The 26,241-nt window shown below is 43.2% G+C and carries 28 protein-coding genes; 7 read left to right on the forward strand and 21 right to left on the reverse strand.

The genetic code is table 11. The features are described 5' to 3' along the window. Positions 1 to 4: 4 nt before the first annotated feature. The 6 genes from AC19MX_RS10125 to AC19MX_RS10150 form a co-directional block, all read right to left on the reverse strand. Positions 5 to 526 carry an AlbA family DNA-binding domain-containing protein gene (locus AC19MX_RS10125; protein WP_498297819.1) on the reverse strand — a complete coding sequence of 174 codons (522 nt, stop codon included), beginning with the start codon at positions 524 to 526 and terminating at the stop codon, positions 5 to 7. Positions 527 to 745: 219 nt separating this feature from the next. After that, entirely contained in the window at positions 746 to 1,258 is a 513-nt protein-coding gene (locus AC19MX_RS10130; RefSeq protein ID WP_498297821.1) for a hemerythrin domain-containing protein, read from the reverse strand. A gap of 104 nt (positions 1,259 to 1,362) precedes the next feature. Next, on the reverse strand, positions 1,363 to 2,535 hold the full coding sequence (locus tag AC19MX_RS10135) for a Kelch repeat-containing protein (RefSeq protein ID WP_498297823.1): 1,173 nt from the start codon (positions 2,533 to 2,535) through the stop codon (positions 1,363 to 1,365). 54 nt (positions 2,536 to 2,589) lie between these two features. Continuing rightward, a complete protein-coding gene (locus AC19MX_RS10140; RefSeq protein ID WP_498297825.1) occupies positions 2,590 to 2,928 on the reverse strand; it encodes a hypothetical protein in 339 nt (112 codons plus the stop codon). 2 nt (positions 2,929 to 2,930) lie between these two features. Continuing rightward, positions 2,931 to 3,716 carry an anti-sigma factor family protein gene (locus tag AC19MX_RS10145; RefSeq protein WP_498297827.1) on the reverse strand — a complete coding sequence of 262 codons (786 nt, stop codon included), beginning with the start codon at positions 3,714 to 3,716 and terminating at the stop codon, positions 2,931 to 2,933. Further along, a complete protein-coding gene (locus AC19MX_RS10150; RefSeq protein ID WP_188957373.1) occupies positions 3,713 to 4,201 on the reverse strand; it encodes an RNA polymerase sigma factor in 489 nt (162 codons plus the stop codon). The genes AC19MX_RS10145 and AC19MX_RS10150 overlap by 4 nt, the downstream gene beginning before the upstream one ends. A 142-nt stretch (positions 4,202 to 4,343) precedes the next feature. On the opposite strand from AC19MX_RS10150, the gene AC19MX_RS10155 reads away from it, so the two are divergent. Continuing rightward, positions 4,344 to 5,741 (forward strand): S8 family serine peptidase, encoded by a 1,398-nt coding sequence (locus AC19MX_RS10155; protein ID WP_498297829.1) that lies wholly within the window; start codon positions 4,344 to 4,346, stop codon positions 5,739 to 5,741. Here AC19MX_RS10155 and AC19MX_RS10160 read toward each other — a convergent pair. The 5 genes from AC19MX_RS10160 to prmA all read right to left on the reverse strand — a co-directional run bounded on the left by AC19MX_RS10160 (position 5,724) and on the right by prmA (position 10,413). After that, a complete protein-coding gene (locus AC19MX_RS10160; RefSeq protein ID WP_498297831.1) occupies positions 5,724 to 6,656 on the reverse strand; it encodes a surface lipoprotein assembly modifier in 933 nt (310 codons plus the stop codon). The two genes, AC19MX_RS10155 and AC19MX_RS10160, sit on opposite strands and share 18 nt — an antisense overlap. 74 nt (positions 6,657 to 6,730) lie before the next feature. Beyond that, positions 6,731 to 7,708: a hypothetical protein gene (locus tag AC19MX_RS10165; protein ID WP_498297833.1), complete on the reverse strand. Its 978-nt coding sequence runs from the start codon at positions 7,706 to 7,708 to the stop codon at positions 6,731 to 6,733. 234 nt (positions 7,709 to 7,942) lie between these two features. After that, positions 7,943 to 8,248 carry a DNA-binding transcriptional regulator Fis gene (fis, locus tag AC19MX_RS10170; protein WP_011494902.1) on the reverse strand — a complete coding sequence of 102 codons (306 nt, stop codon included), beginning with the start codon at positions 8,246 to 8,248 and terminating at the stop codon, positions 7,943 to 7,945. A gap of 23 nt (positions 8,249 to 8,271) precedes the next feature. Further along, complete coding sequence (dusB, locus tag AC19MX_RS10175; RefSeq protein WP_432404719.1) at positions 8,272 to 9,234, reverse strand: tRNA dihydrouridine synthase DusB; 963 nt, start codon at positions 9,232 to 9,234, stop codon at positions 8,272 to 8,274. Positions 9,235 to 9,531: 297 nt separating this feature from the next. Continuing rightward, complete coding sequence (gene prmA / locus AC19MX_RS10180; protein WP_498297835.1) at positions 9,532 to 10,413, reverse strand: 50S ribosomal protein L11 methyltransferase; 882 nt, start codon at positions 10,411 to 10,413, stop codon at positions 9,532 to 9,534. Between the two features lie 390 nt (positions 10,414 to 10,803). On the opposite strand from prmA, the gene AC19MX_RS10185 reads away from it, so the two are divergent. The 4 genes from AC19MX_RS10185 to AC19MX_RS10200 all read left to right on the forward strand — a co-directional run bounded on the left by AC19MX_RS10185 (position 10,804) and on the right by AC19MX_RS10200 (position 15,170). Further along, positions 10,804 to 11,547, forward strand: coding sequence for a fumarate reductase cytochrome b subunit (locus AC19MX_RS10185; RefSeq protein WP_498297837.1), 744 nt, complete (start codon positions 10,804 to 10,806; stop codon positions 11,545 to 11,547). Between the two features lie 12 nt (positions 11,548 to 11,559). Then, positions 11,560 to 13,554 carry a fumarate reductase flavoprotein subunit gene (locus AC19MX_RS10190; protein ID WP_498297839.1) on the forward strand — a complete coding sequence of 665 codons (1,995 nt, stop codon included), beginning with the start codon at positions 11,560 to 11,562 and terminating at the stop codon, positions 13,552 to 13,554. Beyond that, entirely contained in the window at positions 13,551 to 14,288 is a 738-nt protein-coding gene (locus AC19MX_RS10195; protein WP_498297841.1) for a fumarate reductase iron-sulfur subunit, read from the forward strand. Before AC19MX_RS10190 ends, AC19MX_RS10195 begins: the two co-directional genes overlap by 4 nt. A 180-nt stretch (positions 14,289 to 14,468) precedes the next feature. After that, positions 14,469 to 15,170, forward strand: coding sequence for a hypothetical protein (locus AC19MX_RS10200; RefSeq protein WP_498297843.1), 702 nt, complete (start codon positions 14,469 to 14,471; stop codon positions 15,168 to 15,170). A 187-nt stretch (positions 15,171 to 15,357) separates the two neighbouring features. Here AC19MX_RS10200 and rho read toward each other — a convergent pair whose 3' ends face one another. Next, the gene (rho, locus tag AC19MX_RS10205) at positions 15,358 to 16,620 is read right to left on the reverse strand and encodes a transcription termination factor Rho (RefSeq protein WP_498297845.1); all 1,263 of its coding nucleotides are present in this window, start codon (positions 16,618 to 16,620) and stop codon (positions 15,358 to 15,360) included. A gap of 224 nt (positions 16,621 to 16,844) precedes the next feature. Then, a complete protein-coding gene (gene trxA / locus AC19MX_RS10210; protein ID WP_432404582.1) occupies positions 16,845 to 17,171 on the reverse strand; it encodes a thioredoxin TrxA in 327 nt (108 codons plus the stop codon). Between the two features lie 153 nt (positions 17,172 to 17,324). On the opposite strand from trxA, the gene rhlB reads away from it, so the two are divergent. Beyond that, on the forward strand, positions 17,325 to 18,629 hold the full coding sequence (gene rhlB / locus AC19MX_RS10215) for an ATP-dependent RNA helicase RhlB (RefSeq protein WP_498297847.1): 1,305 nt from the start codon (positions 17,325 to 17,327) through the stop codon (positions 18,627 to 18,629). A gap of 3 nt (positions 18,630 to 18,632) precedes the next feature. Next, the gene (locus AC19MX_RS10220; RefSeq protein WP_498297849.1) at positions 18,633 to 19,565 is read left to right on the forward strand and encodes a Ppx/GppA phosphatase family protein; all 933 of its coding nucleotides are present in this window, start codon (positions 18,633 to 18,635) and stop codon (positions 19,563 to 19,565) included. A gap of 108 nt (positions 19,566 to 19,673) precedes the next feature. On the opposite strand, the gene AC19MX_RS10225 is transcribed toward AC19MX_RS10220, so the two are convergent. From AC19MX_RS10225 to tatA, 8 genes are all read right to left on the reverse strand, one after another. Next, a complete protein-coding gene (locus AC19MX_RS10225) occupies positions 19,674 to 20,225 on the reverse strand; it encodes a thioredoxin family protein (RefSeq protein ID WP_498297851.1) in 552 nt (183 codons plus the stop codon). A 180-nt stretch (positions 20,226 to 20,405) separates the two neighbouring features. Then, on the reverse strand, positions 20,406 to 21,416 hold the full coding sequence (gene hemB / locus AC19MX_RS10230) for a porphobilinogen synthase (protein ID WP_432404594.1): 1,011 nt from the start codon (positions 21,414 to 21,416) through the stop codon (positions 20,406 to 20,408). A 14-nt stretch (positions 21,417 to 21,430) separates the two neighbouring features. Further along, entirely contained in the window at positions 21,431 to 23,356 is a 1,926-nt protein-coding gene (locus AC19MX_RS10235) for a sensor domain-containing diguanylate cyclase (RefSeq protein WP_498298049.1), read from the reverse strand. After that, positions 23,356 to 24,171, reverse strand: a complete 816-nt coding sequence (locus tag AC19MX_RS10240) for a TatD family hydrolase (protein ID WP_498297853.1) — start codon at positions 24,169 to 24,171, stop codon at positions 23,356 to 23,358. The genes AC19MX_RS10235 and AC19MX_RS10240 overlap by 1 nt, the downstream gene beginning before the upstream one ends. A 19-nt stretch (positions 24,172 to 24,190) precedes the next feature. Continuing rightward, a complete protein-coding gene (locus tag AC19MX_RS10245) occupies positions 24,191 to 24,730 on the reverse strand; it encodes a hypothetical protein (protein WP_498297855.1) in 540 nt (179 codons plus the stop codon). 56 nt (positions 24,731 to 24,786) lie between these two features. Continuing rightward, complete coding sequence (gene tatC, locus AC19MX_RS10250; RefSeq protein WP_432404603.1) at positions 24,787 to 25,539, reverse strand: twin-arginine translocase subunit TatC; 753 nt, start codon at positions 25,537 to 25,539, stop codon at positions 24,787 to 24,789. A gap of 3 nt (positions 25,540 to 25,542) precedes the next feature. Further along, on the reverse strand, positions 25,543 to 25,956 hold the full coding sequence (tatB, locus tag AC19MX_RS10255; protein WP_432404608.1) for a Sec-independent protein translocase protein TatB: 414 nt from the start codon (positions 25,954 to 25,956) through the stop codon (positions 25,543 to 25,545). 6 nt (positions 25,957 to 25,962) lie between these two features. Then, positions 25,963 to 26,208, reverse strand: coding sequence for a Sec-independent protein translocase subunit TatA (tatA, locus tag AC19MX_RS10260; protein WP_432404611.1), 246 nt, complete (start codon positions 26,206 to 26,208; stop codon positions 25,963 to 25,965). Positions 26,209 to 26,241: the final 33 nt, after the last annotated feature.

Raw genomic sequence — 26,241 nt, forward strand, 5'->3', positions numbered from 1 at the left:
GTGATTATTTGTGATTATTTGTGGTTCGTTGGCTTAAGGTGATTTCTGCTTTGAGACTCATTTGTTCAACTTGCTCACGGCTGGCATGCATATCGGCATCGCCTACGCGGAAATACGTGCCGCTGTAAGGGTCTGTGCCAATATAAATGGGTCTGAGTTTTACATCAACACTCGGCACGTGAATACGGATGAGTTTTTTTGCCAAAATTTCGATTATTTGCACATCGGTTGGCGCTAAAATGTTGTGACTGATTTTTTTAGGGTCATTTAGAATGGTCCAAATTTCACTCAACATTGGCATAGGATTCACTATCCCTTCGATAGTAAATTGCCCTTGTTGTTCTTTCACGCCTAAAATGATCTCCCCGCCCAACGTGTTAGCAAAAGCACTGTAGCTTTCCCACATGCCTTCGGGCAGTTTACCGTTGCCATCACGGCCGCCGGCTAATTTAAATTCTACCTGCGCAGACTCTTGTAAGTTGGCAATATCGTCTAAGGCAAATGTTGGGTAATGGTGAGGCGACATAATGACTCCCTTGTTGCGATACTACGTGTTAATAATATTACTTTAAGAAGTTTCGCTAAAAAAAGGAAGTAAATCCGCAAGGGAGAGCACGGAGTTACTTCTTAAAATATACCGTTGGGGCTCGGTATAAAGCGGATAAAAAATACGATGAGTAGATTTGTTAAGCCACACTAGGCCACAACAGTGACCTCATTGTCTACTTTGATTAATGGCACAAGATTATATAGCCAGTGCTTTTGGGAAAAGCAGCGTATTCTCAACATCAATATGATTTTGTAAATCGGCATCAAACTCTGCCAATGTGCGATAACAGGTTTGCCACGTATGACATGCACCGGCAGGTGGCGTGTAATTATTCGTTAGACTTCTGATGGTATGTAATATCTGGTCGGCATTATCGTGCTCATGCAGCATCATATTAATGGGATTGCTAATGTGACCAAAACAGCCATGAGCAGGTTCGCCTAAGCTGAGTGATTTTATGGCTGGAAATAAAATGCGTTCTTCTTTCATTAAGTGTGGCATTAATTCGGCAATAAGTGCGTTAACAGCTTGTGCCAATGGTTTGATTTCGCTGTGATCATCCCCATGTGCTCTAACCATTTTTTCAGTATATTCGGCTAATAGTGGCGCCGTGTCGCGGATGTACTGATGATGAGTCGCTTCAATATGATCAATTAAATCGATTAGCGATAACTGCTGTAATGCGGGTGACGCGTGTTCAGTTAACATCGTTTTTCCAAAGGTGCACATAAGTTACATGTATATTATGTGCATCTTTAGAGGTTCTCAAATGTTAAAGTCAAAGTTGTTAGCTAACTCACATAAGCACGTTATTAATCGACAGCGCAGGTTTCATTGGCATTGAGTGTGGTTGTTAATACGTGGTTACTCACATTTTGCTTTGCAAGCATACCGCCAACCCGCAGCAAAGTATTTTGCCAACAGAGTAACCCGCGATGATCCATACTCGGTTGCGATAAGGCTTGTGGCGTTAGCCATTGCTTACTGACGAGGTCAAAACGATATTGTTCATCACTGGGTTCACTCGGCTGACCGTTATAACCAATACCTGAATAATTGTACGGGTTATCACTGCCCCCTAAAAAGACGATTTGACCGCCTTTTGGCGTCATAATACCAGTTGCTGCCATTCGGTAATGTGCTGTTGGCGCATGTGATTGGGTTTCGGTTTGCTTCGCAACTGATGAGTAGTGCGGCAATAATTGCCAATCAATGCGTAAGTGATTTTCAGGGCTGATCTCCCCAAATAAACACACTGGTGATGCCTGGTAGCTACGACGTGCATTGATATTAGGCTGCACTTTGACCCCATCACACAGCACTAACTGATTACCGACTATGCCTACCGCTTGGCCAAATACCGCAGGTGCAGGGATTGGGCTGGCTTGTGCCCACATGTTGGTTTGGGTGTCATACACTTGGACTAAATTGACGTTACCGTCGTTGTGCCAGCCGCCAAACAGATAAATATAGCGTTGCTGGTATGTGGCGGCAGTGGTGTCATCTACAGCCACAGGCATGTCAGCAATACGCTGATAGCTGTTGGTACTGATGGAGTATTGATAGTTGTCTACAGTGCTTATTTCATCATGATTTTCTGCAACAGTATAACCGCCAAATACATATGCATGCTCTTTTATACCCACTGCAATAGCCGCTAAGCGACCAGAAAGCGGCGCCACATGCGGCACTGCTTTTATCGATTGCCACTGAGGATTGGTATTATCGATGGCTAATGCCCAGGCGAGATTATGTACATCTTGATAATCTTTATCTTTTCCTAGACCCATAAAGCTCAGTAAATACGTTTGTTTATTAACATGCACCATGGCGACTGCGTTATTACTCACGGCTTGGGGTAAAGGCGTTATTTGAGCAGCGTAGATCGGCGCAGATACCATAACGACTGACCACAGGCTCGCCAAATACAAACGCTTAATAACCGGTTTAGAATGTAGATAATGAGGTTTAGGTAAGAGTGGCATGAAGTCGGTCCTGTGTTGATATGTGACGAGTGCAGTAGGTTATTGAGTGTTAAATTAAGGCATAATGCCTTTGCCCATGCGTATTTCAATTGTCTGTATATATGGCGGTTTTTTATTATCTGGACCATTTTTTTCGACAATAATATACCAATCAAAGCCAAGTTGCTCGGTTAGTGTGGACGCGTGAGTTTGTGCATAAACCAGTAAATCTGCTTTGTGGTTGCTGGTGACGCTGAGCAGGTAGTAATTATCGGTAATTTTGCGTTCAAGGTAACGATAACCTTCTGCTTGTTTATATTGCGGTGCAGCGGTTGTGCTGCCACAACCACTGAGCACTACAAGGATGAGTAGCGAACCAAGTAAGCCGCTAAGTAATTTAACCGCAGTGTACATTTTTACTGCCCTCTGGCTAATTGGTTCAGTGCTTGTTGCTCTTGAACCAGCGTGAGTGGCGCATCGACAATAAGTTGATCTAGCAGTTCATCAAGTGCCGAACCACCGCTTGCAGTTTGATATTGGGCCTGATGATCAAGATTGACTTTATCTTCTACACTGGCTATTTGTTGCCATTGCCCCTGTTGCTCACAAGCTATCGTACTGCTTTGTTGGGCATGATCTTGCACAGCATATTGGCGGCACAATTGACCTTGTAGGTTGTAAAAACTGAGCTGAATGGTCATAACACTGTCGTCATCGAGCATGGTTTCAATACCACTTGGCAGGTGGTTAAGTGGCTCGCTAATGTCGTCAGGTAATAATGAGCTATTTTGAGCGGCAAAGTCAGTTTGGTTTGGTGAGTCGATTTGATAGACGCCATACCCTGCAATAAGGGCTATTACGGCAACGGCAGCAGCATATTGTTGAACGTGTTGTTGCGCTTTACGCCACCAAGGAAACTCGAGTACGTTGTCTGTCACTTGATTGCCTGCCACAGAGTTGTCTATCACAGGATGGGTAGCATCAGGCTCTGCAGCGGCGAGTAATGCTTGAGCCGCTGTCGGAATAGGCTGTTGGTCAATGGCCTGATAATGCTCTTGCACCATAGCATCAACCATTGCCAGTTCGGCAAGTCGCTCTGCAATTGCTTCATTATCGACAAGTGCCATTCTAACCTGTTCCATTTCATGCTCAGGTAATTCGGCATCTAAAAAAGCTGATAAGGTTTCATCGCTTAGGTTCATGCCATGCTCCCGTTGGGTTGTTTAAAAAAGCTCACCATATTGGCCCTTGCTCTGGCGAGGCGGCTCATAATGGTACCGGTTGGAATGGCTAAAATATCTGCCGCTTCGCTGTAACTCATGCCTTGTACCGCAATTAACGATAGCACTTCACGTTGTTCATCCGATAAGCTGTTCATGGCCTGATTAACTTCACCCAGGGTAATGTCGTTAATGATATCGGCTTCGCCGTCGCTGTAGTTTTCAGCTTGTAATTCTGGCTTGGCAGTGGCCAATGTGCGAACTTTTTGGGAACGATAGTCATCAATCCATTGATTGCGGCATATTTTAAAGGCCCATTTTACCAGTGGTACATCTTCTGGCGGGGGCGACTTAAGGATCCGCAGTAGCGTATTTTGCACTAAGTCATCGGCATCGGGCATTGACCCGGTTAATGAGTAGGCAAAGCGTCTTAATGCTGGCAGCAATGTGGTTAATTCTGTCTTCATGTTTTAAGTTAGCCTTAACGTGGTACTTATAGGGATAACGAGTCAATAGATTATTTATTCCAGTGGAGAGGGAATTTTTTATTGTTGTCAGACGTTTTAATGTTACACACTATACGCCAAGCCAGGTAAATCAATGAGAGTAATGAAAAAATATAAACTGACATTATTAGTCTTAGCCTTTGTGCCTTGGGTGGCTACAGCCCAGCTATTACCTATTACTCAGTTACCTGACACCATTGTGGATCACCTTGATCGCAGCGTAAATCGTAATGCTGAGCGCCTACAAGAATTAAAACAACAACGCTTAATTGAGCAGCAATTGCAAAAAACACTCGCGATTAAAGCCCAGCTATTAGACCCGCTACTGCAATTACCTAGCGTGCTACCCATATTAGATACCCGTAAACAGCTAGTGTGGAATGAGGTTGAAGTTGAACTTGGGCAACGCGCGGTTGAGCGTGAATGGTTGTTACTGTTATCAGAAAATCAATGGCAGCAAGTGCTCGAGGTTGTGCCAGCGCTAAGTCAGTACGTACAAACCCGTAAAAGCCTAGACAGTCTCGATTTACAACTGATTAAGCTTAAAGTACCTGAGTCGTTAGACAATAAACACATGTTGCGCCAACAATTACCTGGGTTGCTCGCGCCATATTTAAGCCGTAACTTTATTTACCAGCCACAAACTCAGGCTATTGAAGTGTCAATTGCGGTCCCACAAGCCGCGATAGAAGCAGCAGATAACAACATGCCTGCAGCCATGTGCGAATTACCTATTTCGTTGGGTATGATCGATACTGCTATTAACCCCAAACACAGCGCCTGGCCGAATCTGACTGAGCGTTTTGCCTTAATTCAACAACACTTTTTACCTGCCGATATCGCCACTTCATACAGCCATGGCACAGCCGTAGCAGGTGTTTTGGCTGGTATAAACGATGGGTTGAGCCCATTATTGCCATCACTCACTTTGTACAGTGCAGGCGCTTTTTATGCGCAAAATGAATATCAGCAAGGCGCCACACTCGAGAGTATTCTGCAGGCGTTAAATTGGTTGGTCGCGCAAAATAATCGGGTGGTTAATATGAGCCTAACTGGGCCAGATAACCCAGTATTAAGCGAAGTGGTCACTCGATTAGTCGGGAAGGAGATTATTTTGGTCGCTGCAGCGGGAAACGGTGGTCCAGCGGCTGCGCCTTTGTATCCCGCCGCGTATGATGGGGTTATCGCCGTTACCGCGGTTGATGATTCAAACCGTTTATATCGCTGGGCTAATCAAGGTGAGTACATCGACTTTGCGGCCACAGGGGTTAAGGTATTGACCACTCGCGCCGATGGCAGTGTTGGGCGCGAAAGCGGTACGTCTATGGCAACACCTGTAGTGAGTGCAAAAGTAGCGTGTTTATTGGCTTTGGCGCCAGAATTAACTCTGGCGCAGGTTGTGCAGCAGTTACAACAACAAGCGCAAGATTTAGGTGAGCCAGGAAAAGACAATCAATATGGTTATGGTTTATTAACTCGCCCTTTAAAAGCTGGCTTGTAACATTAATCCTGCTCGGGTTTCATCGTAATCTGCTGTGCTTAAGGTAGATTGAAAATCACCATATTCGATAGAGGTTAGCACAGCCCAATGTTGACCCAAATTCACTTCCCATTTGGCATCATACTGCTGCTGTACATCATCTCGGCGGCTGCCATCATCTTGAGTTTGATAATCTCGTTGGCTCAGTTTAGCGCCAAACTGGATTTTTTGTTGTATTTGCCATAACGAAAACTGATTAGATATGCGGGCATTTAATCCCATCGCGGTGTAACTAAACTCAGTGGCATTGGTCTCTTCATCTTCATAGGTCGCACCCACTGAAATAAAGTGCTGTCCTTGGTTAAAAAACCAAAATGAGTCCAGCGTTGCCGTATAGCTTTTTGCATCTCGTGCTTCAATTTGATCAAACTGCTTGTCTGCATGCATTATGCTTGGACGTAAAAACCAGCTGTCAGATAAGCTGTGCATGGTGTAGATGCTGAATTGATTTAAGCTTAAAAAGTCGCTGCCATCTAAATCAGCCTGGGCATGATAAACATTGGCTCCTATAGTGGTTGAGGTCAATGAGTAGCTCATATCGGCAAACGCTAATTGCAGGCGTGAATCATAATCGCTGGCAGTTTGATAGCTTTTATCATTGATACTGTAACCACTGTCTATGCGTAAGTTGTCACTCACTTGCCAACCTAAGTCGAGTTGAGCATCAAGCACGACTGCGGTGTCTGACTCGCCACTCGCCTGCTCAAGCTCACTAATGTTAACGTTAGACTGATATTCCATTCCCGCTTTGGCTTTACCACTAAATGACCAGGCATCGACATTGTCGTTTGCCCATACGTTTACCCATAATAATGGGCTTGCACTGGTTAGTACGATAGCCGTTGAAAGCGCAGTGTTACGATTGAATAAGGCCATGATGTGAGATCCTAAAGTCAACAGAGAAGATAAGCCGGCAATATTGCCGGCATAAACGAGGTAGGATTAAGCGCTTATAAACCGCTGGTTAATCGAATTGTATTTTGGATTGTATTATTCACTTCAGCACTTACGGTTTGACTCACTGCTTGGGTCACTTGTTCACGTGCATTTTGTTGAACTAACTCACTCGCACTTGCCTGTAATTGCTGCTGAACAGCGGTTAAGGCACTGGCATTGACGGCGGCAGAGGTGGCTTGTGACACTGCTGCAGTCGTTGATGCTGACACGGCGTTGCTGGTGGTCTCAAGCGTATTGGCTGTCATGCTGTTTTGCAGCTGTGCAGCACTGTTAGTGGCTGCTGTAGTTGTTAACTCTGTGGCGCCATTAACTGCGTTATCTAGCGCCAGCTCAGTTGAGTTAGCCGTTGTTAGTGCACTGTTTACTGAGCTGGCGCTCAATTCAGCCGATGTATCAGCCGTTGTGGCAATCGCGCTAGACGCAGATGCTAACGTTTGTGTCGCTGCCATTTCTGCTGTAGCCGAAGTTTTACCGCTAAGCTCAGTAGCAAGTGTCACCGCGCCGTTAGTTAAGCCGCTAAGTTGTGAACTGGCAATTTGAGATACCGAATCGACATTAGCGATTGTGGTGTCAACGGTTGAGTTGATTGATGAATTGACTGCCATTAGCGTTTCCGTCGGTATGGAGAGTGTTAATTCGCCGTTAGCTGATGTTGATGATTCAGCCGTCATTGAGTCAGCGTCATTGGTTTCGCTCGTTTCTGCTGTGTCAGTGTCATTAGCCGCGGTTTGCTCTGCGCCCATATCTGTGGTGCTTTCACTGGCGGTATCTGAGGTTGCGGTATCATTAGATGCTGCAGCTTGATTACTATTTTGAAGATTAGCGCTAGCACTTAATTGTGTTAATTGACCTTGGCTAAATTGCACATCAGCTTGTGCAGACGTTGAGGTTGAAACTGACATTTCAGCACTCATGGCCATTGTTGAAAAACAGGCTAGTGCGATTAAAGTAGGTTTGAATAATGTGTTCATTGTAGTTCCCTCGTTGTTGTCGTGATTGACACAGTGATAACGAGACAACGACAGATTCTATTCCATTTATTTCTAAAAAAATTGAAAATAAATGAAATTAATCACAAAATTTAACCTTAAGTTATTGTAAATTAATTGATTATTAAAAATTTTGATTGTGTAGATAATTAAAAACAAAACGGGCTTATCATTGCTGATAAGCCCGTTTCATTACAATCACTTAGACGTTAAGTCTTAGTTCATGCCGTATTTCTTTAATTTCTTACGTAAAGTACCACGGTTGATACCTAACATATTAGCAGCGCGCGTTTGGTTGCCACGAGTGTGTTGCATAATGATGTCTAGTAAAGGAGCTTCAACTTCGCTCAATACCATTTCATATACTTCAGAAGCTTCCTGACCGTCTAACTGAGAGAAGAAGTTAGTTACGGCACGTTTAACTGCGTCACGTAATAACTGCGGCTTGATAGTGCCGTTTGCTGTTTCGATTTTGCCTACGGTAAGCTGGTGAACTTCTGTGTTAGTTGTCTGATCAAACATTCTATTCTGCTCTTTATTAAATTCTAAACTAATTCATCAAAATAACATTCCACTAGGGAATGTTGCTGGGCAGCGGTTTCAAGCCGATTGAAGTCAGCACGAAATTGGCGCTGTTCCTCATGGTTTAGGTACCACCCGACGTGCTTTCTAGCAAATCGGACACCTTTGTATTCGCCATATAAGTCGTAAAGTTTGTTAAGGTGTTCAAGCATCACTGCGCGTTGCTCGTCCGCCTTAATTGGCGCTAACTTTTTACCTGTTTCCAGATAATGTAGGATTTCTTTAAAAATCCAGGGCCTTCCTTGTGCACCTCTTCCTATCATCAGGGCATCGGCGCCGGTGTAGTCAAGCACAAACTTGGCTTTTTCCGGAGTGTCGATGTCCCCATTGGCGACAACAGGAATTGAGACATTCTGTTTGATTGCTTTAATCGTGTCGTACTCGGCAAAACCTTTGTACATGCATTGTCTTGTGCGGCCATGAACAGCTAACGAAACAATGCCACTTTGCTCGGCAATCTTGGCTATTTCAACACCATTACGATGTTCAGGTTCCCAACCTGTTCGAATCTTTAACGTTACTGGCACATCAACAGCAGATACCACGGCTTGTAAAATCTCTTTTACTAAATCGGGGCTTTGCATGAGTGCTGAGCCAGCAAACTTTTTATTCACTTTCTTGGCGGGGCAGCCCATATTGATGTCAATGATGTGCGCGCCTTGTTCAACGTTGAACCGTGCGGCATTGGCCATTAACTCAGGATCTGCACCTGCTATTTGTACGGAGCGAACACCTTCTTCACCAGAATGCATCATGCGCTGGCGGCTTTTATCGCTGTCCCAAACTTCAGGATTTGATGAAAGCATTTCTGATACCGCTAAGGCTGCGCCGTAGCGTAAACAGAGATTTCGAAAGGCCTGATCGGTGACACCTGCCATTGGTGCCACAATCAGCTGATTAGACAGTTGATACGGGCCAATTTGCATTGCGAACTTCACCTTGCTCTTCAAAGGGGCGCTATAGTAGCCCTTTTTGACGGTCATGAAAAGGTCAATAAATGACCTAAATGCAACTTTTTTGCTTGACTTTTATTGGCTGTCACATCTTTGACTAATAATTGGCATTTTTACATGGTGTTTGAGGGCTGGTGCGAGCTGTAGGTCAACTTTTTTATTGACGCAGGGAGTTTTGAGGGTTGTTAATAAGCTGTAAAAAAATATTCAGTGGGTTATTTTGGTGATAAAACAACCCACTGTTAGCTTAATGTTGAGGCGAGTTAGGTATTATTTACGTATACCGCTGAGTCGACTCCAGTCTTCTTTATGGCAAGCTGGATCCATATCAAACCATTGGCTGTAAAAGTCTGATACATCTTGCGCTTGTTCTTGTAATAAACCCGATAACGCCAGTTTACCACCGGTTTTGACTTTTTCGGCTATCAGCGGTGCGAGCTCTTTTAATGGACCCGCTAAAATGTTGGCGACCAGTACATCGGCTTGCAGGTTTTTAGGTTGATCTTCTGGTAAATATAACGCTAATTGATCGACAACGTCGTTTCGTTCAGCATTTGCGGTTGAGGCATCAATGGCTTGGTAGTCAATATCAACACCGGTCACTTTTTTAGCCCCCAGTTTGATGGCCGCAATAGCTAAAATACCTGAACCACAACCAAAATCGATCACTTCTTTGTTGGTTAAGTCGAGACTGTCTAACCACTCTAAACATAACGCAGTAGTTGGGTGGGTACCCGTACCAAAGGCAAGACCGGGATCAAGAATAACGTTAACGGCTGTTGGATCTGGGATTTCACGCCAGCTTGGGCATATCCACAAGCGTTGGCCAAATTTAATAGGGTGGAAGCTGTCCATCCATTCACGTACCCAGTCTTTTTCTTCAACTTGCTCAATTTTATGTGTAAATCCTTTACCTAAAAATGGCATCGTTTCTAAAAATTCGATAGTCGGTGCTAAATCTGTTTCTGCATCAAACAAAGCGATTAAGATGGTGTCCTGCCATAACGGAGTTTCACCCAATTTAGGCTCAAAAATAGGCTCGTCTTGGCCATCTTCATAAGTAATGGAAACTGAACCGTGATCCATTAATAAGTCACCAAGCATGTCTGCATGGTCGCGATGGGTGTGAATGCGCAATTGGATCCAAGCCATGGAATGTTCCTAATCGATAAAATTAATACAAGTATTGTTGGGCGCCATTATACCCAAACCGCCTACATTTGTGCGTTTTCGTCGACACTTTATCGTGCTTATTTGTAAAACTTGCTCTGTGGGAGTTTCACCGTGTACCTCTGATTTTGAAATTAAGGGCGTTGTTACGCTAATTTATAAGGTGTCTACATTACCGCGCCTAGTATTAAAACCACGCTGAAGCTTTGAAACTTGCATCTTCAAGTTGATTGGGTATATGTGATCGGCTTCTAACAAACCAGTAAATATAGGTGAGCGCAGTCACGGATTGTTTTGTGCTCAGTGCAGTTGTTGCCGAACTCTTGCTATGGTCAATGTCTCTCATTGTGTCAGCACAGGATGTAATAATTTATGGCCGCGAACCCTTTGCCAGCAAAAGCTGTCTTGAGTAGCACTAATGTAAAAGGATTTAGTCATCCTATTTGGGCTGCTAGGGCAGATAGATTACAAAGTGCGACTGGCGTATTGCTAGGGCTTTTTTTAATTATGCATCTGCACTTTGAATCGAGTATTTTATTCGGCAAGGAGGCATTTTATCAGGTCGCACAGTTTCTTGAAGGCGGTATTTTCAGCGAAACTGGCCATGGATTTCCTATCCTGACACAAATATTTTCCGTATTTATGCTGCTGATTGTGATTGTTCATGCAGTATTTGCTTTACGGCGCTTTCCTACACAAATTGGCCAGTGGCGAGCCCTGCGCCAACAGATGCAGTTTCTACCTCATGAAGATACTAAGATTTGGTTTTGGCAAATGGTCAGTGGTTTTTTACTGTTTTTCCTAGTGCCAGTTCACCTTTTTGCCATGATGACGAATCCTGAAATTGGCCCACACTTATCGGCTGAACGCGTCGTGCATCAAAATGTGTGGATGTTATATGTACTGCTATTACCCGCTGTTACCGTCCATGCCATTTTTGGTTTATATCGCGTTTCGATTAAATGGGGATTAACAACCCAACGCTTTGCGTTATTAAAGTTAGCGAAAGTGCTTTTGGCGTATTTAATGGTGCTGGGCGTAGCAAGTTTAGTGGCATATATCATTATTGGTCGCTCATTGAGCTTACCTGTGGTGCCTTTTGTACCTGGTTTGTAATAAGGATATGTTGTGAAAATTATATATACCGATTCCTTAGTGGTTGGGGCAGGACTTGCAGGCCTTAGGGTTGCTATAGCGTCTAAAGAACGTGGTCTCGACACTATTGTATTATCACTTATTCCAGCTAAACGCTCTCACTCAGTGGCGGCTCAAGGTGGTATGCAAGCCAGTTTAGCTAATACCGTTAGCGGTATGGGCGACAATGAAGATGTGCATTTTCAAGACACAGTAAAAGGCTCTGACTGGGGCTGCGACCAACAGGTGGCAAGAATGTTTACGCATTGCGCGCCTAAAGCCGTACGCGAGTTAGCGCATTGGGGCGTACCATGGAGCCGTGTCACCGAAGGTGATCGTGAGGTCATTGTTAACGCACAAAAAGTCACCTTAACCGAGGCAAAAGAGGCTCACGGGTTAATTAATGCCCGTGATTTTGGCGGTACTCAAAAGTGGCGAACGTGCTACACAGCCGATGGCACAGGGCATTCATTATTATATGCCGTCGATAATCGCGCTATTTCTATGGGCATTCCGGTCCATGAACGTATGGAAGCCCTGAAAATTATCCATGATGGTAAGCGTTGTCATGGTGTGATTGCTCGCTGTTTAATTACCGGTGAAATACGTGCATATGTGGCTAAGTCGACAACCATGGCGACAGGGGGATATGGTCGCATTTATGAAGTGTCGACCAATGCCATTATTTGCGAAGGGATTGGCCAAGCATTGGCGCTGGAAACGGGCGTGGCCACATTAGGCAATATGGAAGCGGTACAGTTTCACCCAACAGCTATTGTCCCAGTAGGGATTTTAACCACAGAAGGATGTCGAGGTGATGGGGGAGTATTGCGTGATAAAGACGGCCACCGCTTTATGCCTGACTACGAGCCCGATAAAAAAGAGTTGGCATCACGCGACGTAGTCTCACGACGTATGACTGAACACATGCGCAAAGGCAAAGGCGTGAATAGTCCTTACGGTCCGCATTTATGGCTCGATATTACTTTGTTAGGGCAAAAGCACATTGATACCAATTTGCGTGAAGTCAAAGAGATTTGTCAGCACTTTTTAGGCATTGACCCGGTAACAGATTGGATCCCTGTGAGGCCCACACAGCATTACTCTATGGGCGGGATCCGCACTAAGCATAATGGCGAAAGCCCGCAGTTAGCAGGACTCTTTAGTGTCGGTGAGGCCGCGTGTTGGGATATGCACGGCTTTAATCGCTTAGGCGGTAATTCTTTAGCCGAGGCCGTGGTTGGCGGGATGATCATTGGTCAATATGTTGCTGACTTTTGTGAACAAACTACTTTGAGTATTGATACTCAATTAATTGAAGGTTTTGGCCAACAAATTGAGGCAGAAATAAACCAGTTAATTGACGGTAATGGCACTGAAAAAGCCATTACTTTGAAGCAACAAATGCAAAAGATAATGATGGATTATGTGGGGATCTTCCGCAATGGCACCCAGCTGGAGCAAGCGGTAAAAGAGCTTAGCGAATTATTGCTGCGCTCACGAAATATTGGCTTAACGTGTAAGAAACGTCATGCAAACCCCGAACTAGTTGATGCATTAAGAGTAAAGAGAATGCTCAAAGTTGCCTTAACCGTAGCGAGTGGTGCTAATGCCCGTACAGAAAGCCGTGGCGCGCATTCACGCGAAGATTTTCCTGAGCGAAATGATAAAGACTGGCTTAATAGAACCTTGAGCTCTTGGCCAGATGATGCAGCATTAACGCCGACACTCACTTATGAAGCAATCGATGTCATGAGCATGGAGTTACCACCAGGCTACCGAGGCTACGGTACCAATAACGCCATTGCTCACCCAGATACCCAAAAGCGCCAACAACAAATTGAACAAATACTGGCAGGGCTTACTGAGTCACACGATCGCCATGCAAAACAAGCGGCGTTGATGTCATATGAACTTCCCGAGCAATTTATGCCTGCTAATCAAAGGCTGTTTGATAACGTTGATGTAAAAGGAGATCAAGCCAAATGAGCCAAGCCCGTGAATTGACGTTTTCGATTTTTCGTTACGATCCGCAAGACCCTAACGATAAACCGCAAATGGTCCGTTATGTCATTACCGAAACCCCTGGCATGACAGTCTTTATTGCATTAAATCAATTACGCGATAAGCAAGACCCATCGCTGCAATTTGATTTTGTTTGTCGTGCGGGTATTTGTGGTAGTTGCGCCATGGTCATTAATGGTAAGCCAACGTTGGCTTGTCGCACGCTGACAGCCAATTTCCCTACTGCAGAAATTCGGTTAATGCCATTACCTGGGTTTGAGCTAATTGGCGACTTATCGGTTAATACCGGTAAGTTTATGCGTGAATTAGCAGAACGTTTACAGTTATGGTTACAGCCAAGCGATACCGACATGGACATTCATCGCATTGAAGCGCCTATGGCGCCAGAAGAAGCCGCGAAGCTTTATGAGCTTGAGCGCTGCGTTGAATGCGGTGTGTGTGTGTCGGCGTGTGCAACTAAGCAAATGCGTGATACGTTTGTGGGTGCTGTAGGGTTGATGAAAATAGCCCGTTTTGAGTTAGACAGCCGTGACAGTCGCAGTAGTGAAGATTTTTATCATGTGATTGGTAATCAAGACGGCGTGTTTGGTTGTATGACGTTACTGGGCTGCCAAGATGCTTGCCCTAAAGATTTACCTCATATGCAGCAAATTGCTTACCTTCGCCGAAAAATGACCATCAGCGTGACTAATTTATAATAGAATTAATGGATATTAATCCAGGCTAATATTTTTTATGACCAATAAAATAGCCGTTTACTGAGTTTGTAAATTCAGTAAGCGGCTATTTTCATTTTAGGGCGTTATACAGTATTGTTGGCTTGTAGATTCTAATCTGCAATGATTCGCGACATATAGCGATAAAAAAGGAGTTTAACAATGCAAGCTCAGTTTACTGTTCAAATCGGTTCATTTCATAAAATTAGTAAAATCCCTAACGCCTGGTCAAATGATGATTATTTACATCTTATGGCATTAATGGGCCTTGATGATGGCTTAGAAGGCATGGATTCTGCTGAGTTGCGAGAAATGTGCATGATGTCGCTTAATGACTTGGGCGACGTCGAAGCTGCGAAGATTGTGTTGAGTCATTTGTTTATTGACGACGTTACCGAAGGCAAAATAGACCAACTTGCAAATGACATGGTTGGCGACAGAATGTGGGAAGAGTATTCTGATTGTCTGTTCCATGAACGCTTTTTCAGTGCTTACGCCTTATTGCGTGAAGCCTTTAATGGTGTGTTTGCCCAGCCTACAGGGGTTGAGTTTAGCGTTAACATTACCGCTAAAGATGCCGATGATTTAACCCTGTTCGATGAATCGTTGCATGCCGCAATGGTGCGACTATTATCTGCAGGCTTAAGTCCTGATGCCTTAATGCACCGTTTGTACGAAGATCAAATTAAAGGCACACATTTTCCTGAGTCAGAAGGGATTTTATGGAAACTTGAGCTTGTAGCAAGTGAAGGTTTATCGCGCCAATATAAAATGGTCAGCTCGGCATTTTGGTTTGAGCAATTTGCCAATGTTGAACAGTTTGATGCTAATAGCCATGCCGACACTGTTGATGAAGATGAATAGATTCAATATTAGCGTTCGCTGAATAATAAATTATTGCTTTTAGCTAACGGTGTTTTATACCATTGCACGTTAATAAATGATCTGAGTCGCCACTTATTAATGCGCATTGGTATTACCATAAAAAGCACAAAAAAATGCCGCTAATTTAGCGGCATTTTTTTACGATTGTTTTGCGTACAAGTTAATATTACTTGGTGCGCTTCATCGCAGTAAAGAATTCTTCATTGGTTTTGGTCATAGCCAATTTATCAATTAAGAATTCCATTGCAGAAACTTCATCCATTGGATGGAGGATTTTACGTAAAATCCACATTTTCTGAAGTTCTTCAGTTGTTGTCAGCTTCTCTTCACGACGAGTTCCAGAGCGGTTAAAATCAATCGCTGGGAATACACGCTTTTCAGCAGCTTTACGAGAAAGGTGTAACTCTTGGTTACCAGTACCTTTAAATTCTTCGTAAATCACTTCATCCATTTTCGAGCCAGTATCAACTAACGCGGTAGCGATAATGGTTAAGCTGCCACCGTGTTCAATGTTACGTGCAGCACCAAAGAAACGCTTCGGACGGTGCAGGGCGTTAGCATCAACACCACCGGTTAATACTTTACCCGACGATGGGATTACGGTGTTGTATGCACGTGCCAAACGAGTGATAGAGTCTAGCAAAATCACTACGTCTTTTTTGTGCTCAACTAAGCGTTTAGCTTTTTCGATAACCATCTCAGCAACTTGAACGTGACGGCTTGCTGGTTCATCAAAGGTAGAAGCAATAACTTCACCTTTAACCATGCGCTGCATTTCGGTTACTTCTTCAGGACGCTCATCGATAAGCAATACCATCAACACCACATCTGGGTTGTTGTAAGTAATACTTTGGGCAATGCTTTGCAGTAATAATGTTTTACCCGCTTTAGGCGGAGCAACAATCAAACCACGCTGACCTTTACCGATAGGAGAACACAGATCAAGTATACGAGAGGTAATGTCTTCTGTTGAACCGTTACCGCGTTCCATACGAAGACGTTCTTCGGCATGTAATGGCGTTAAGTTTTCAAACAGGATTTTATTACGAGAGCTTTCTGGCTTATCAAAGTTAACTTCACTGACTTTTAACAGTGCAAAGTATCTTTCGCCTTCTTTAGGCGGTCTGATTTTGCCAAAAATACTGTCTCCAGTACGCATGTTAAAGCGACGAATTTGACTTGGAGAAACATAAATATCGTCAGGACCCGCAAGGTATGAGCCATCTGAACTTCTTAAAAATCCAAATCCGTCTTGGAGGATTTCTAATACACCGCCACCGAAGATGTCTTCTCCGCTTTTAGCGTGAGCTTTCAAAATTGAGAAGATGATATCTTGCTTACGAGTACGAGCCATGTTTTCCAGCTTCATGCTTTCAGCAAGCGAAACTAGATCCGAAATGGGCGTGTCTTTTAATTCTGTTAAATTCATGTATGGGAGTCTTGTATTGCGCGACGAAGCTTACCGCAATCAATCAGTAAGGTTGAAAAGAAATTTTATGATTGATAAACGAGAAGAAGTTAATTGAAAAAAATCTGATGAATAAATTAGCACTTTATAGATGGGGCGTCCAGAAATTTAGGTCTAATTTGATCTAAAAACGGCACAAATTGTTTAAAAGTTGTGCCGTTTAACATTTTTAGCTTACTTGATGCTTAGATTTGAGCGTCAATAAACTCTTTTAATTGTGTCTTAGAAAGCGCGCCAACCTTAGTTGCTACTAATTCTCCGCCTTTAAACATAAGCAATGTAGGAATACCACGTACGCCGTACTTCGCTGGTGAAACGTTATTTTGGTCAACGTTTAATTTAGCCACAACCAACTTGCCAGCATACTCTTCAGCAACGTCGTTTAAGATTGGGGCAATCATTTTACAAGGACCACACCACTCAGCCCAGAAGTCTACTAAAATCGGTGTTTCAGACTTTAGTACGTCGTTTTCAAAGCTGTCATCGCTTAGGTATACAATTTTATCGCTCATGTTGTTCTCCAGATTTGGTTCCATTGCTAGTTTATTAATGGCTTACCATGTATATTGGGTCTGTTAAATAGCTTTTCAAGAGACCGTTTTAATAATGTAGCTATTTCAAACGATCGAATCTTTTTTTGCAACCCCTACAGGTATGCTTGTGCTATGAGCCAAACACATTTATCGACCCAAAAATTCGCCGACTTCCTTTTAAAGCCCGAAGTACTCGCGGCATTAAATGAAAACGGGTTTGAGTTTTGCACGCCAATTCAGGCGTTATCTTTACCGATTTTACTGAAAGCAAAAGACATCGCCGGACAAGCCCAAACCGGTACCGGTAAAACCATGGCGTTTTTAGTTGCCACGTTTAACCATTTGCTTACCGTTGCAGCGCCAGAGGGCCGCAAAGCAACCGAACCACGCGCTATTATCATGGCGCCAACCCGTGAGTTGGCAATACAAATCGCCAAAGATGCTAATTTACTTGCTAAACATACAGGCCTTAAAGTCGGTATTGTTTACGGTGGTGAAAGCTACGAAACACAGCGAGAAGTGCTAGACAAAGGTGTTGATATTTTAATCGGCACCACCGGGCGTATTATTGATTATGTTCGTCAAGGTGTGATCAGTTTAAATCACATTCAAGCGGTTGTGCTTGATGAAGCTGACCGCATGTTCGACTTAGGCTTTATTAAAGACATTCGCTTTTTATTCCGCAGAATGCCTGATGCTCAGTCACGATTAAATATGTTGTTTTCTGCCACTTTGTCAATGAAAGTGCAGGAATTAGCTTATGATCACATGAACGATCCGGAAAAAGTTGAAATCGAACCGTTAGAAAAAACCTCTAAGAATATTAAAGAGGAAATTTTCTACCCGTCGATGGAAGACAAAATGCGCTTACTATTAAGCCTAATTGAAGAAGACTGGCCAGACAAAGCTATCGTGTTTTCGAACACGAAACACAGCTGTGAAAAGCTATGGTCTTATTTAGAAGGTGATGGTCACCGTGTCGGTTTGTTAACTGGCGATGTACCGCAAAAGAAACGAATTCGTATTCTTGAGCAATTTACTACTGGTGATTTAGATATTTTAGTCGCAACAGATGTTGCTGCTCGCGGATTGCATATCTCTGATGTGTCACACGTGTATAACTATGATCTACCTGATGATTGTGAAGATTATGTGCATCGTATTGGCCGTACTGGCCGCGCGGGTAAAACCGGCGTGTCAATCAGTTTTGCGTGTGAAGAATACGCGCTAAACTTACCCGCTATTGAAACTTATATAAACCATTCAATTCCGGTGTCAAACTACGATCAAGATGGATTACTGGATGATATTCCTGCGCCAGTGCGTATCCATCGCAAACATCCTACATCACGTACCCGTGATGGTGGTGCAAGCAAAGGCGCACATCGTAGCGGTGGCGCTAGCCGTCCGCCACGTCCTAGGACTCGCAGACCATAGTCAATGCCATTGTCAAACGTATCTCAACCTTATGCGGCGATAACATTAGGCTCGAACAGTTTTAATATGTTGGTGGCTAATACAGTAGGTAATAAACCTACTGTTATCGCTAAATATAAACGTAAAGTCCGCCTTGCAGAAGGCATAGGCGACGATGGCATATTGTCTGAAGACGTTATTTTGCGTGGTTTAGATTGTTTGTCTATGTTTGCCTCAATGCTTAAACAGCACCATATTGCGACTGAAAATGTTGCGGTATTTGCAACTGCAACATTGCGGGTGATCAGTAACGCCGATGAGTTTCATCGACGCGCATTGCCGATTTTACAGCATGAAATTGAAGTGATTTCAGGCTTGCGAGAAGCTGAATTGATCTATCAAGGCATGGTCGCTACGACACAAGGTGACGGTCGTCGCTTAGTGATTGATATTGGCGGAGCTAGCACAGAGTTTATTATTGGTGATGGCTGTAACGTTCTGTTTAAAACCAGTGTGCCCATGGGGTGCGTGTTGTTTAATCAACGTTTTTTTACTCAGTATCCTTTACAACATATTGATTTTACTCAAGCGATTGAATATGTCGGCACGATGTTAGCCGAATATCGAGAACAACTATTAACCCTTGGTTGGCAGAATGTTCTTGGTGCATCTGGTGCGGTGCAATCTGTGGTGTCGGTGTTACAACATCGACAATGCGCTGAAATTATCACTGTCGATATTTTAAACGGCTTTCGTGATGATATTTTGTCACAACAGGATGCAAGCTTGAGTGGTATTACGGGATTAACTGCTGAGCAGGCACCGACTTTTGCGGCTGGTGTAGCGATTCTTATCGCCTTATTCGAATGCTTATCGATTGAAAGCTTATACCTTGCTGGCGGCGCGTTACGTGAAGGTGTATTACAACTTTTGGCCGATCGCATTGCCAATGCTTAGCAAATAAGCTTTTGTATATACCGCATAAAAATAGGTCGCCTAGGCGACCTATTTTTTTATTTAAATGTTTACATCATTAAGATCATCATTAAACAAATTGAATTGAGATTACTTTAGGATCTCGACAAGATCAGCCTCTAAAGTGGCTTTTGGACGCTCAACAATACGGCCTAATTCATTACCTTGCTGCTTAACAATAAAGGTAGGGATACGGCTAAATGCATACTTAGCGGCTAATCCTTCAGGGTCTTGTTTAGCGCGGTCAACGCCAATGTATTCCACTTGAATATTAGGATTACCAGCGGCTTCAAGTACTCGCATAAAATGCGGCGTTTCACGGTGACAGTCAGGACACCAAGTGCCGATAATAACCACAATTTGGGTGGGTACATCAATCGAGCTAAGTACAGCAACAGCTTGCGCATCAACTTGATAATTAGCAAAGCCATCAGCGTAGCCTGGTAATGTGCTGGTGAGCGTTTGTGGTTCAATTACGCCGGTTAAAATCACTTCTTGTTTCTCCTCGCTGCATGTCGCAATAAAGCCTTGCTGCTCTTCTTCAAATCCGCATCCAGAATTAGCCGATACGGTCATTGGTAACATTTGAACACTGAAAAAGAGTGCGGTAGTGGCCAATAATGTTTTAACGTTATTGTGCATGATAATGTCTCGCTTAAGAAGGGAATACTTAGAAATATGCTTGTGTGTATTCAATCATGCTAATAAGGATCTGTTAAGTCTAAGATGGTTTTGATGCTAAGTAGATCACTAAAAAATAAAGCCAATCATAAGGTGATTGGCTTTATTTTTAATAATTGCAACTAAATTGAACAATTGATACTAATTGTGTTCTTTTAGCCATTGCGCTGCACGTTTAGCAAAGTAAGTTAAAATACCGTCGGCACCTGCACGTTTAAAGCAAAGTAGTGACTCCATTACAATGGCTTTTTCTGCTAACCAACCGTTTTGGATTGCTGCCATGTGCATGGCATATTCACCACTGACTTGATAAGCAAATGTTGGCACAGCAAGTTCTGTTTTGACACGGCGTACAATGTCTAAATAAGGCATGCCAGGCTTTACCATTACCATGTCAGCCCCTTCTTGGATATCTAGAGCGACTTCATGCAATGCTTCATCACTATTGGCAGGGTCCATTTGATAGCTATGTTTATTGCCACCCTTTAAGTTGCCTGCAGAGCCGACTGCATCACGGAAAGGTCCGTAGTAGCTTGAAGAGTATTTAGCTGAATAAGCCATGATTTGGGTGTTCACAAACCCCTTTTCTTCTAATGCTTGGCGGATAGCACCAATACGGCCGTCCATCATATCTGATGGTGCAACAATGTCGGCGCCAGCTTCTGCGTGAGATAAGGCTTGCTTAACTAATATTTCCGTGGTGATGTCGTTAAGGATATAACCGGTATCATCAATAATGCCATCTTGGCCATGGGTGGTGAATGGGTCTAACGCGACGTCAGTCATAATCCCTAGCTGTGGGAAAGCTTGTTTTAGTTCGCGAACGGCACGTTGAACTAAGCCATCTGGATTGTATGACTCTTCGGCTAATAAGCTTTTCTTGTCCACTGGCGTTACGGGAAATAAAGCAATGAGTGGAATCCCTAACTCAACTAATTCAGCGGCTTCTTTTAATAATAAATCAATCGAGTAGCGCTCAACACCTGGCATAGAGGCGACTTTTTCTGAGCGCTGAAACCCTTCTAGTACAAACATCGGGTATATCAGATCATTGACCGTTAGGGTGTTTTCAGACATCAAACGACGACTAAAGTCATGTTTACGCATGCGGCGCATTCTGCGCTGTGGGAAGGCACTAGTAATAATATTCAATTTCGACTCCTGGGTTAAATCTGGTCTGCTTCGAGTGCGTAATAGCACACTTTATTTCTGCCACTGCGTTTAGCTTGATACAGTGCTTTATCTGCTTGTTCAAGTAATAACATTGGATGCTCATCACTGTCGATGATATCTGCACTAACACCAATACTGACGGTTAATGGGATATGTTGACCGTTATGAGTAATGTCTTGTTCACTGATTGCTTGGCGAATTTGCTCGGCAACTAATAGGGCTCCTTCGCTATCAGTGCTAGGTAGAATGATAGCAAACTCTTCACCGCCAAAACGTGATACGAGATCGGTTGGCCGTTTTAAAAATTCAGTCAGTGTGTGGGCTATCATTTTGATTGAGTAGTCACCTGTAAGATGACCATATTGATCGTTAATATTTTTAAATTTATCGATATCAATCATTAATAATGCCATCGGGGTTTGTTGTCTACGGCTAATACGGCCTTCTGCGATTAAGCGGCGATCAAATGCACTACGATTTTTTACACCGGTGAGACTGTCGATGGTGTTTTGCTCAGTCAGTTTTTGATTCACTTCATGCAGTTCACGCAAGGTAACCTCTAATTCTAGAGTGCGTTCTTGAACCATCTGTTCAAGTTTTTCACTGTTCTCCGCTTCCGCCTGCAATGCTTCTTCACGGACTTCTCTGATCCGTTGTGCTTGTTCGAGTGTTTGTTGCTGAATTTTAAACTTAGCTTTGCGTTCATCGCTGTAACGTAATGCGAGTACCGCAGCCATAGTGAAGACCTCAAACATCAGGCCTATCATGGTGGGTATTTGCGGCGCGATATCCAGTTTGATCATACCAACATATAACAGTCCAGTAAGAATGCAGCCTATTAATAAAGCCAGACGGCCTAAAGCATATAAAGTGGCATTACGTTGGCCTACAAAAGCTTGAATGAGTGAGAATGTAACGAGAATGGTGCTCACAGTTAATACAACAAACACCATAATATAAAGTGCCGAGCTGTAATTAATAAAGGGCATTATTACCGCTAAAGAAAACGAGATAACAGCCATGACCCGGCAAATCCGCAGCATCTTTAAGTTGTGATATTTGAGCTGTAATGCTTTTTCAGTAAACATTAATGAGAATCCCAACGTTAGCGGGATGATAATGGTAAATATGTACTGCTGCATAATGGGCCATTGCGGCCATAAATAGCGAAATGACACGCCGTATATACTTGCTGTGAGTATGGTGAGTCCAACAACATAACCGCAGTAGTAGCTATAACTGTATGAGTTAGAGGCTATTGCAATAAACAAACTAAATAAGCTAATGGCGATTAGCAGGCCTATTTGCAGGCCAATATATAAATTTTTGGTTTCTGTTAATTGAGTTAAGTCGTTCGACGACCATAAAACAAGCGGCAAGCTAATGCTGCCAAGGCTGTCAATTTTGATATAAAACTTGTGAGTATCACCGGGCTGTAATTCGATAGGATATAAAAAAATATTACTCAAAAGGGGTCGCTGTTTAAACGGTAATGAGTCACCCATTTGTTGTGCACTAACAAGCTCACCGTTAATAAAGTGGTATATGACCACGCTGTCAAGGAGTGGGTTATCTAGCGCTATTATTCGTGAGAGGTAATCGTCTGGGTTGTATATGCTGAATGTGACCCAATAATTTTCTACGCCAATACGCTGCGGCTGATCCTCTTCAAATTTCTTCCATGTACTTTCAGGTTGCTCTAACAGCTTGGTCAATTGACTGATATTTTTACTTTTATTGATGTAAATCCAATCTTGTAAATCAATTTTAGTAATAGAATCTGAGGTTAGCCGGAGTGGAACAGTTTGTAAGGTATTGGCCCAACTGAGTTGGCTTACAAGGAGCAAGCAGAGCCCTAAAAACAGACTGAAACAGTATGTTAGTTTTGATGGTAAACCCGCAAGGTTAAGAATGTTCATCATTCCTCAATCCTATGCTGAGTAATAGGTAACCCAAAAAAATCACAGCTGTTTTGAAAGCAATATTGCGCCAGTTCAGTTTCAGGTTGCTGGCGGAATTGTGCCATAACTTGAACGATATAGGGTAAATATTGCGGTAAGTTTTTGCTAGATTTGGGCTTAGGCCGCATGCTGCGAGGTAATAAATATGGACTGTCAGTTTCAGCCATAATGCGGTTATTAGGGATAAGCGGCACTAACTGTGCGAGCTCTTGTCCACGGCGCTCATCACATATCCACCCCGTTATACCAATGTATAAATCGGCGGCTAAACAAGCTTCTAGTTCATCTTGAGTGCCTGTAAAACAATGAAGTAAGCCTTTAGGTAAGGCGCTTCTATATTCATTTACAATGGCAATAAAGTCTTGATGAGCATCGCGGCAGTGCATTAATACCGGCATATTAAGCTCGCAGGCCAAAGCTAACTGCGCGGAAAATGCTTGTCTTTGGGCCTGTCTCGGCGAAAAGTCACGGTTATAGTCAAGGCCACATTCGCCAATGGCGACAACTCTTGGGCTCAAGGCCAACTGTTTAAGTTTATTGTGGCTTAGATGATCCCAACTCGAGGCTTGATGGGGGTGCACACCCGCAGTGCTGAACAGTTGCTGTGGGTATTGTTGACTGACGACGCAGGCTTCAGCGCTTTCATCTAAATCGCTACCAATAACAATTAACGGCGAAACATGGTGTTTCGCCGCATCATTAATGATCGAGTCAATGTCGTGTTTTAACCTTTCGCTGAGCAGGTTAACCGCGATGTCGATATATTGAGTCATAGGAAGTGAATAGCCTGGGCTATTTTAGTCGTTTAACTCGGGTCGTGGCATTTCGATCATCACTGCCCATTAAAAATGAGTTTAACGCACCCTTTTCAATAAATAATTTAGCACCCTTTTTAACTTTAAAGCGTTCAGCGCTTGTTTGTTTCCAAATCTGCCCGTTATCAAAGGTAATTATTAACTTGTTAAAAGGTCCTTTATTTACTTCAGAAGCAATAAAATAAAGGCGATCAACTTCATCTTCAATAACTCTTTTATGTAAACCAAAATCTTCTACTCTAAGTTCTTGTTCCACTTTGATTGTTGTAATGGGTGACGCTGGAGTTGTTTTAGTTACAACAGGTGCTTGGACTATTTCTGTTGCTTCAACCGCTGTTGGCGTTATTTGGCGTTGGGTGATTGGTTTTACATTGGCCGCGAGTTGGTCATAACAACTTAAGCGTTCAGCATTATTGGATTTGACAGCACAAACCGACAGTTGATCGACGAGTTGAGTATTGGCTTGTGCATTAACTGACATCAATAAGATACCAGTGGCAATTAAACATAAACGCATTGTTGCTTCCTTATTATTTGTCTAGCAAAAAAATGGCCAATTAAGGCCATTTTTATTTAGCTATCAGCGTGCTCGTTCTCTGGCACGTCATCTTCTTCTTTTTTACTGTAAAAACGTGCAGCAATCAAGCCACCTTCAAACAATAACAGCATTGGTATCGCTAGCATAGTCTGAGAAATAATATCGGGTGGTGTTAACAACATACCAATCACAAACGCACCTACCACAATATAAGGACGTTTTTGACGCAGTTCATCTGGTGTCGTGACGCCAGCCCAACATAATAGAACTACGGCCACTGGAATTTCAAAGGCTAAACCAAAGGCAAAAAATAACTTCAGAATAAAGCTTAAGTAACTGCTGATATCCGTTGCGACTTGCACACCTTCAGGAGCAACACTGGTGAAGAAACCAAATACAACCGGAAACACAATGTAATAAGCAAATGCGATACCCAAATAAAATAGCAAGGTGCTACTCGTCAGTAGTGGAATCACTAAACGCTTTTCATGCTTATATAATCCCGGTGCTACAAATGACCAAATTTGATAAAGCACATAAGGAATCGCAATAAAAAATGCGAGTACTAATGTCAGTTTAAAAGGCGCAAAAAACGGTGCCGCTACGTCTGTTGCAATCATGCTGCCCGTTTCAGGCAGTGAGCGCATTAACGGTAGTGCGATATAGTGATAAATATCATTTGCCCAATACACAATCGTAATGAATACGAGTAACACACTGCCAATGGCTTTGAGCAATTTGTTGCGTAATTCAAGCAAATGGCTGATAAGCGGTTGCTGTTGTGACATGAATTATCCGTTTGATTTAGGAAGTGAACTGTTTTCGGATGTTTTTTCGGCTGCTTTTTCCGTTGTTGTGTTCGATGCCGCTGGTGTTTCGGTGGTCGATGCAACAGGTGAAACATCTTCGACCTTGTAAGGTCTATTGACTGATTCTGCAGCTTGTTTTAACTGTTCTATCGACTCTTTTAATTCAGGCGATAAATTGGCTAAGCCTTTGCTCTCTGCTTTTTTTAAGTCAGAGTGTAGTTGCTCAATTTTTAGTTCTTGTTCGAGTTCATCTTTAACAGAGTTAGCCATACGCTTTAGGGCGCGGATCCAACCTGTCACTGAACGTACCGCAACCGGTAGTCTTTCGGGGCCGAGTACCACAAGCCCCAAAACACCAATCAGCAGCAGCTCCATAAAGCCGATACCGTCAAACATAATAAATTACGCCTGTTTATCTTTAGATTCAGGTTGCTTTTCAGCGGCCTGTTGCGAAGTCGCTGCTGTCTGGTCTGTTTCGAGATCTTTGTCTTCTATCGATTTCTTTTCGTCTTCTGGAGACATGGCATTTTTAAAGCCTTTAACTGCTCCACCTAAATCACCGCCCAATGAGCGTAATTTTTTAGTACCAAATAATAAAATGACAATTAACGCAACGATTAGAAGCTGCCAAATACTGATGCCGCCCATGAAGATTATCCTCTTTAAATAAAAAATGGTTTT

Source organism: Shewanella sp. MF05956 (assembly GCF_059758055.1).

Coding starts and splice junctions, on each gene's coding strand:
- AC19MX_RS10155 (WP_498297829.1), top strand. CDS start 4,344: ATGAAAAAATATAAACTGACATTATTAGTCTTAGCCTTTGTGCCTTGG.
- AC19MX_RS10245 (WP_498297855.1), bottom strand. CDS start 24,730: ATGCGTTTATGTTTAATTGCCACTGGTATCTTATTGATGTCAGTTAAT.
- prmA (WP_498297835.1), bottom strand. CDS start 10,413: ATGGCTTGGATCCAATTGCGCATTCACACCCATCGCGACCATGCAGAC.
- tatB (WP_432404608.1), bottom strand. CDS start 25,956: ATGTTTGACGGTATCGGCTTTATGGAGCTGCTGCTGATTGGTGTTTTG.
- AC19MX_RS10125 (WP_498297819.1), bottom strand. CDS start 526: ATGTCGCCTCACCATTACCCAACATTTGCCTTAGACGATATTGCCAAC.
- AC19MX_RS10195 (WP_498297841.1), top strand. CDS start 13,551: ATGAGCCAAGCCCGTGAATTGACGTTTTCGATTTTTCGTTACGATCCG.
- AC19MX_RS10140 (WP_498297825.1), bottom strand. CDS start 2,928: ATGTACACTGCGGTTAAATTACTTAGCGGCTTACTTGGTTCGCTACTC.
- fis (WP_011494902.1), bottom strand. CDS start 8,248: ATGTTTGATCAGACAACTAACACAGAAGTTCACCAGCTTACCGTAGGC.
- AC19MX_RS10200 (WP_498297843.1), top strand. CDS start 14,469: ATGCAAGCTCAGTTTACTGTTCAAATCGGTTCATTTCATAAAATTAGT.
- AC19MX_RS10165 (WP_498297833.1), bottom strand. CDS start 7,708: ATGAACACATTATTCAAACCTACTTTAATCGCACTAGCCTGTTTTTCA.
- AC19MX_RS10240 (WP_498297853.1), bottom strand. CDS start 24,171: ATGACTCAATATATCGACATCGCGGTTAACCTGCTCAGCGAAAGGTTA.
- rhlB (WP_498297847.1), top strand. CDS start 17,325: ATGAGCCAAACACATTTATCGACCCAAAAATTCGCCGACTTCCTTTTA.
- tatA (WP_432404611.1), bottom strand. CDS start 26,208: ATGGGCGGCATCAGTATTTGGCAGCTTCTAATCGTTGCGTTAATTGTC.
- rho (WP_498297845.1), bottom strand. CDS start 16,620: ATGAATTTAACAGAATTAAAAGACACGCCCATTTCGGATCTAGTTTCG.
- AC19MX_RS10235 (WP_498298049.1), bottom strand. CDS start 23,356: ATGAACATTCTTAACCTTGCGGGTTTACCATCAAAACTAACATACTGT.
- dusB (WP_432404719.1), bottom strand. CDS start 9,234: ATGCAAATTGGCCCGTATCAACTGTCTAATCAGCTGATTGTGGCACCA.
- AC19MX_RS10160 (WP_498297831.1), bottom strand. CDS start 6,656: ATGGCCTTATTCAATCGTAACACTGCGCTTTCAACGGCTATCGTACTA.
- AC19MX_RS10130 (WP_498297821.1), bottom strand. CDS start 1,258: ATGTTAACTGAACACGCGTCACCCGCATTACAGCAGTTATCGCTAATC.
- trxA (WP_432404582.1), bottom strand. CDS start 17,171: ATGAGCGATAAAATTGTATACCTAAGCGATGACAGCTTTGAAAACGAC.
- AC19MX_RS10145 (WP_498297827.1), bottom strand. CDS start 3,716: ATGAACCTAAGCGATGAAACCTTATCAGCTTTTTTAGATGCCGAATTA.
- AC19MX_RS10185 (WP_498297837.1), top strand. CDS start 10,804: ATGGCCGCGAACCCTTTGCCAGCAAAAGCTGTCTTGAGTAGCACTAAT.
- AC19MX_RS10225 (WP_498297851.1), bottom strand. CDS start 20,225: ATGCACAATAACGTTAAAACATTATTGGCCACTACCGCACTCTTTTTC.
- tatC (WP_432404603.1), bottom strand. CDS start 25,539: ATGTCACAACAGCAACCGCTTATCAGCCATTTGCTTGAATTACGCAAC.
- AC19MX_RS10220 (WP_498297849.1), top strand. CDS start 18,633: ATGCCATTGTCAAACGTATCTCAACCTTATGCGGCGATAACATTAGGC.
- AC19MX_RS10150 (WP_188957373.1), bottom strand. CDS start 4,201: ATGAAGACAGAATTAACCACATTGCTGCCAGCATTAAGACGCTTTGCC.
- AC19MX_RS10135 (WP_498297823.1), bottom strand. CDS start 2,535: ATGCCACTCTTACCTAAACCTCATTATCTACATTCTAAACCGGTTATT.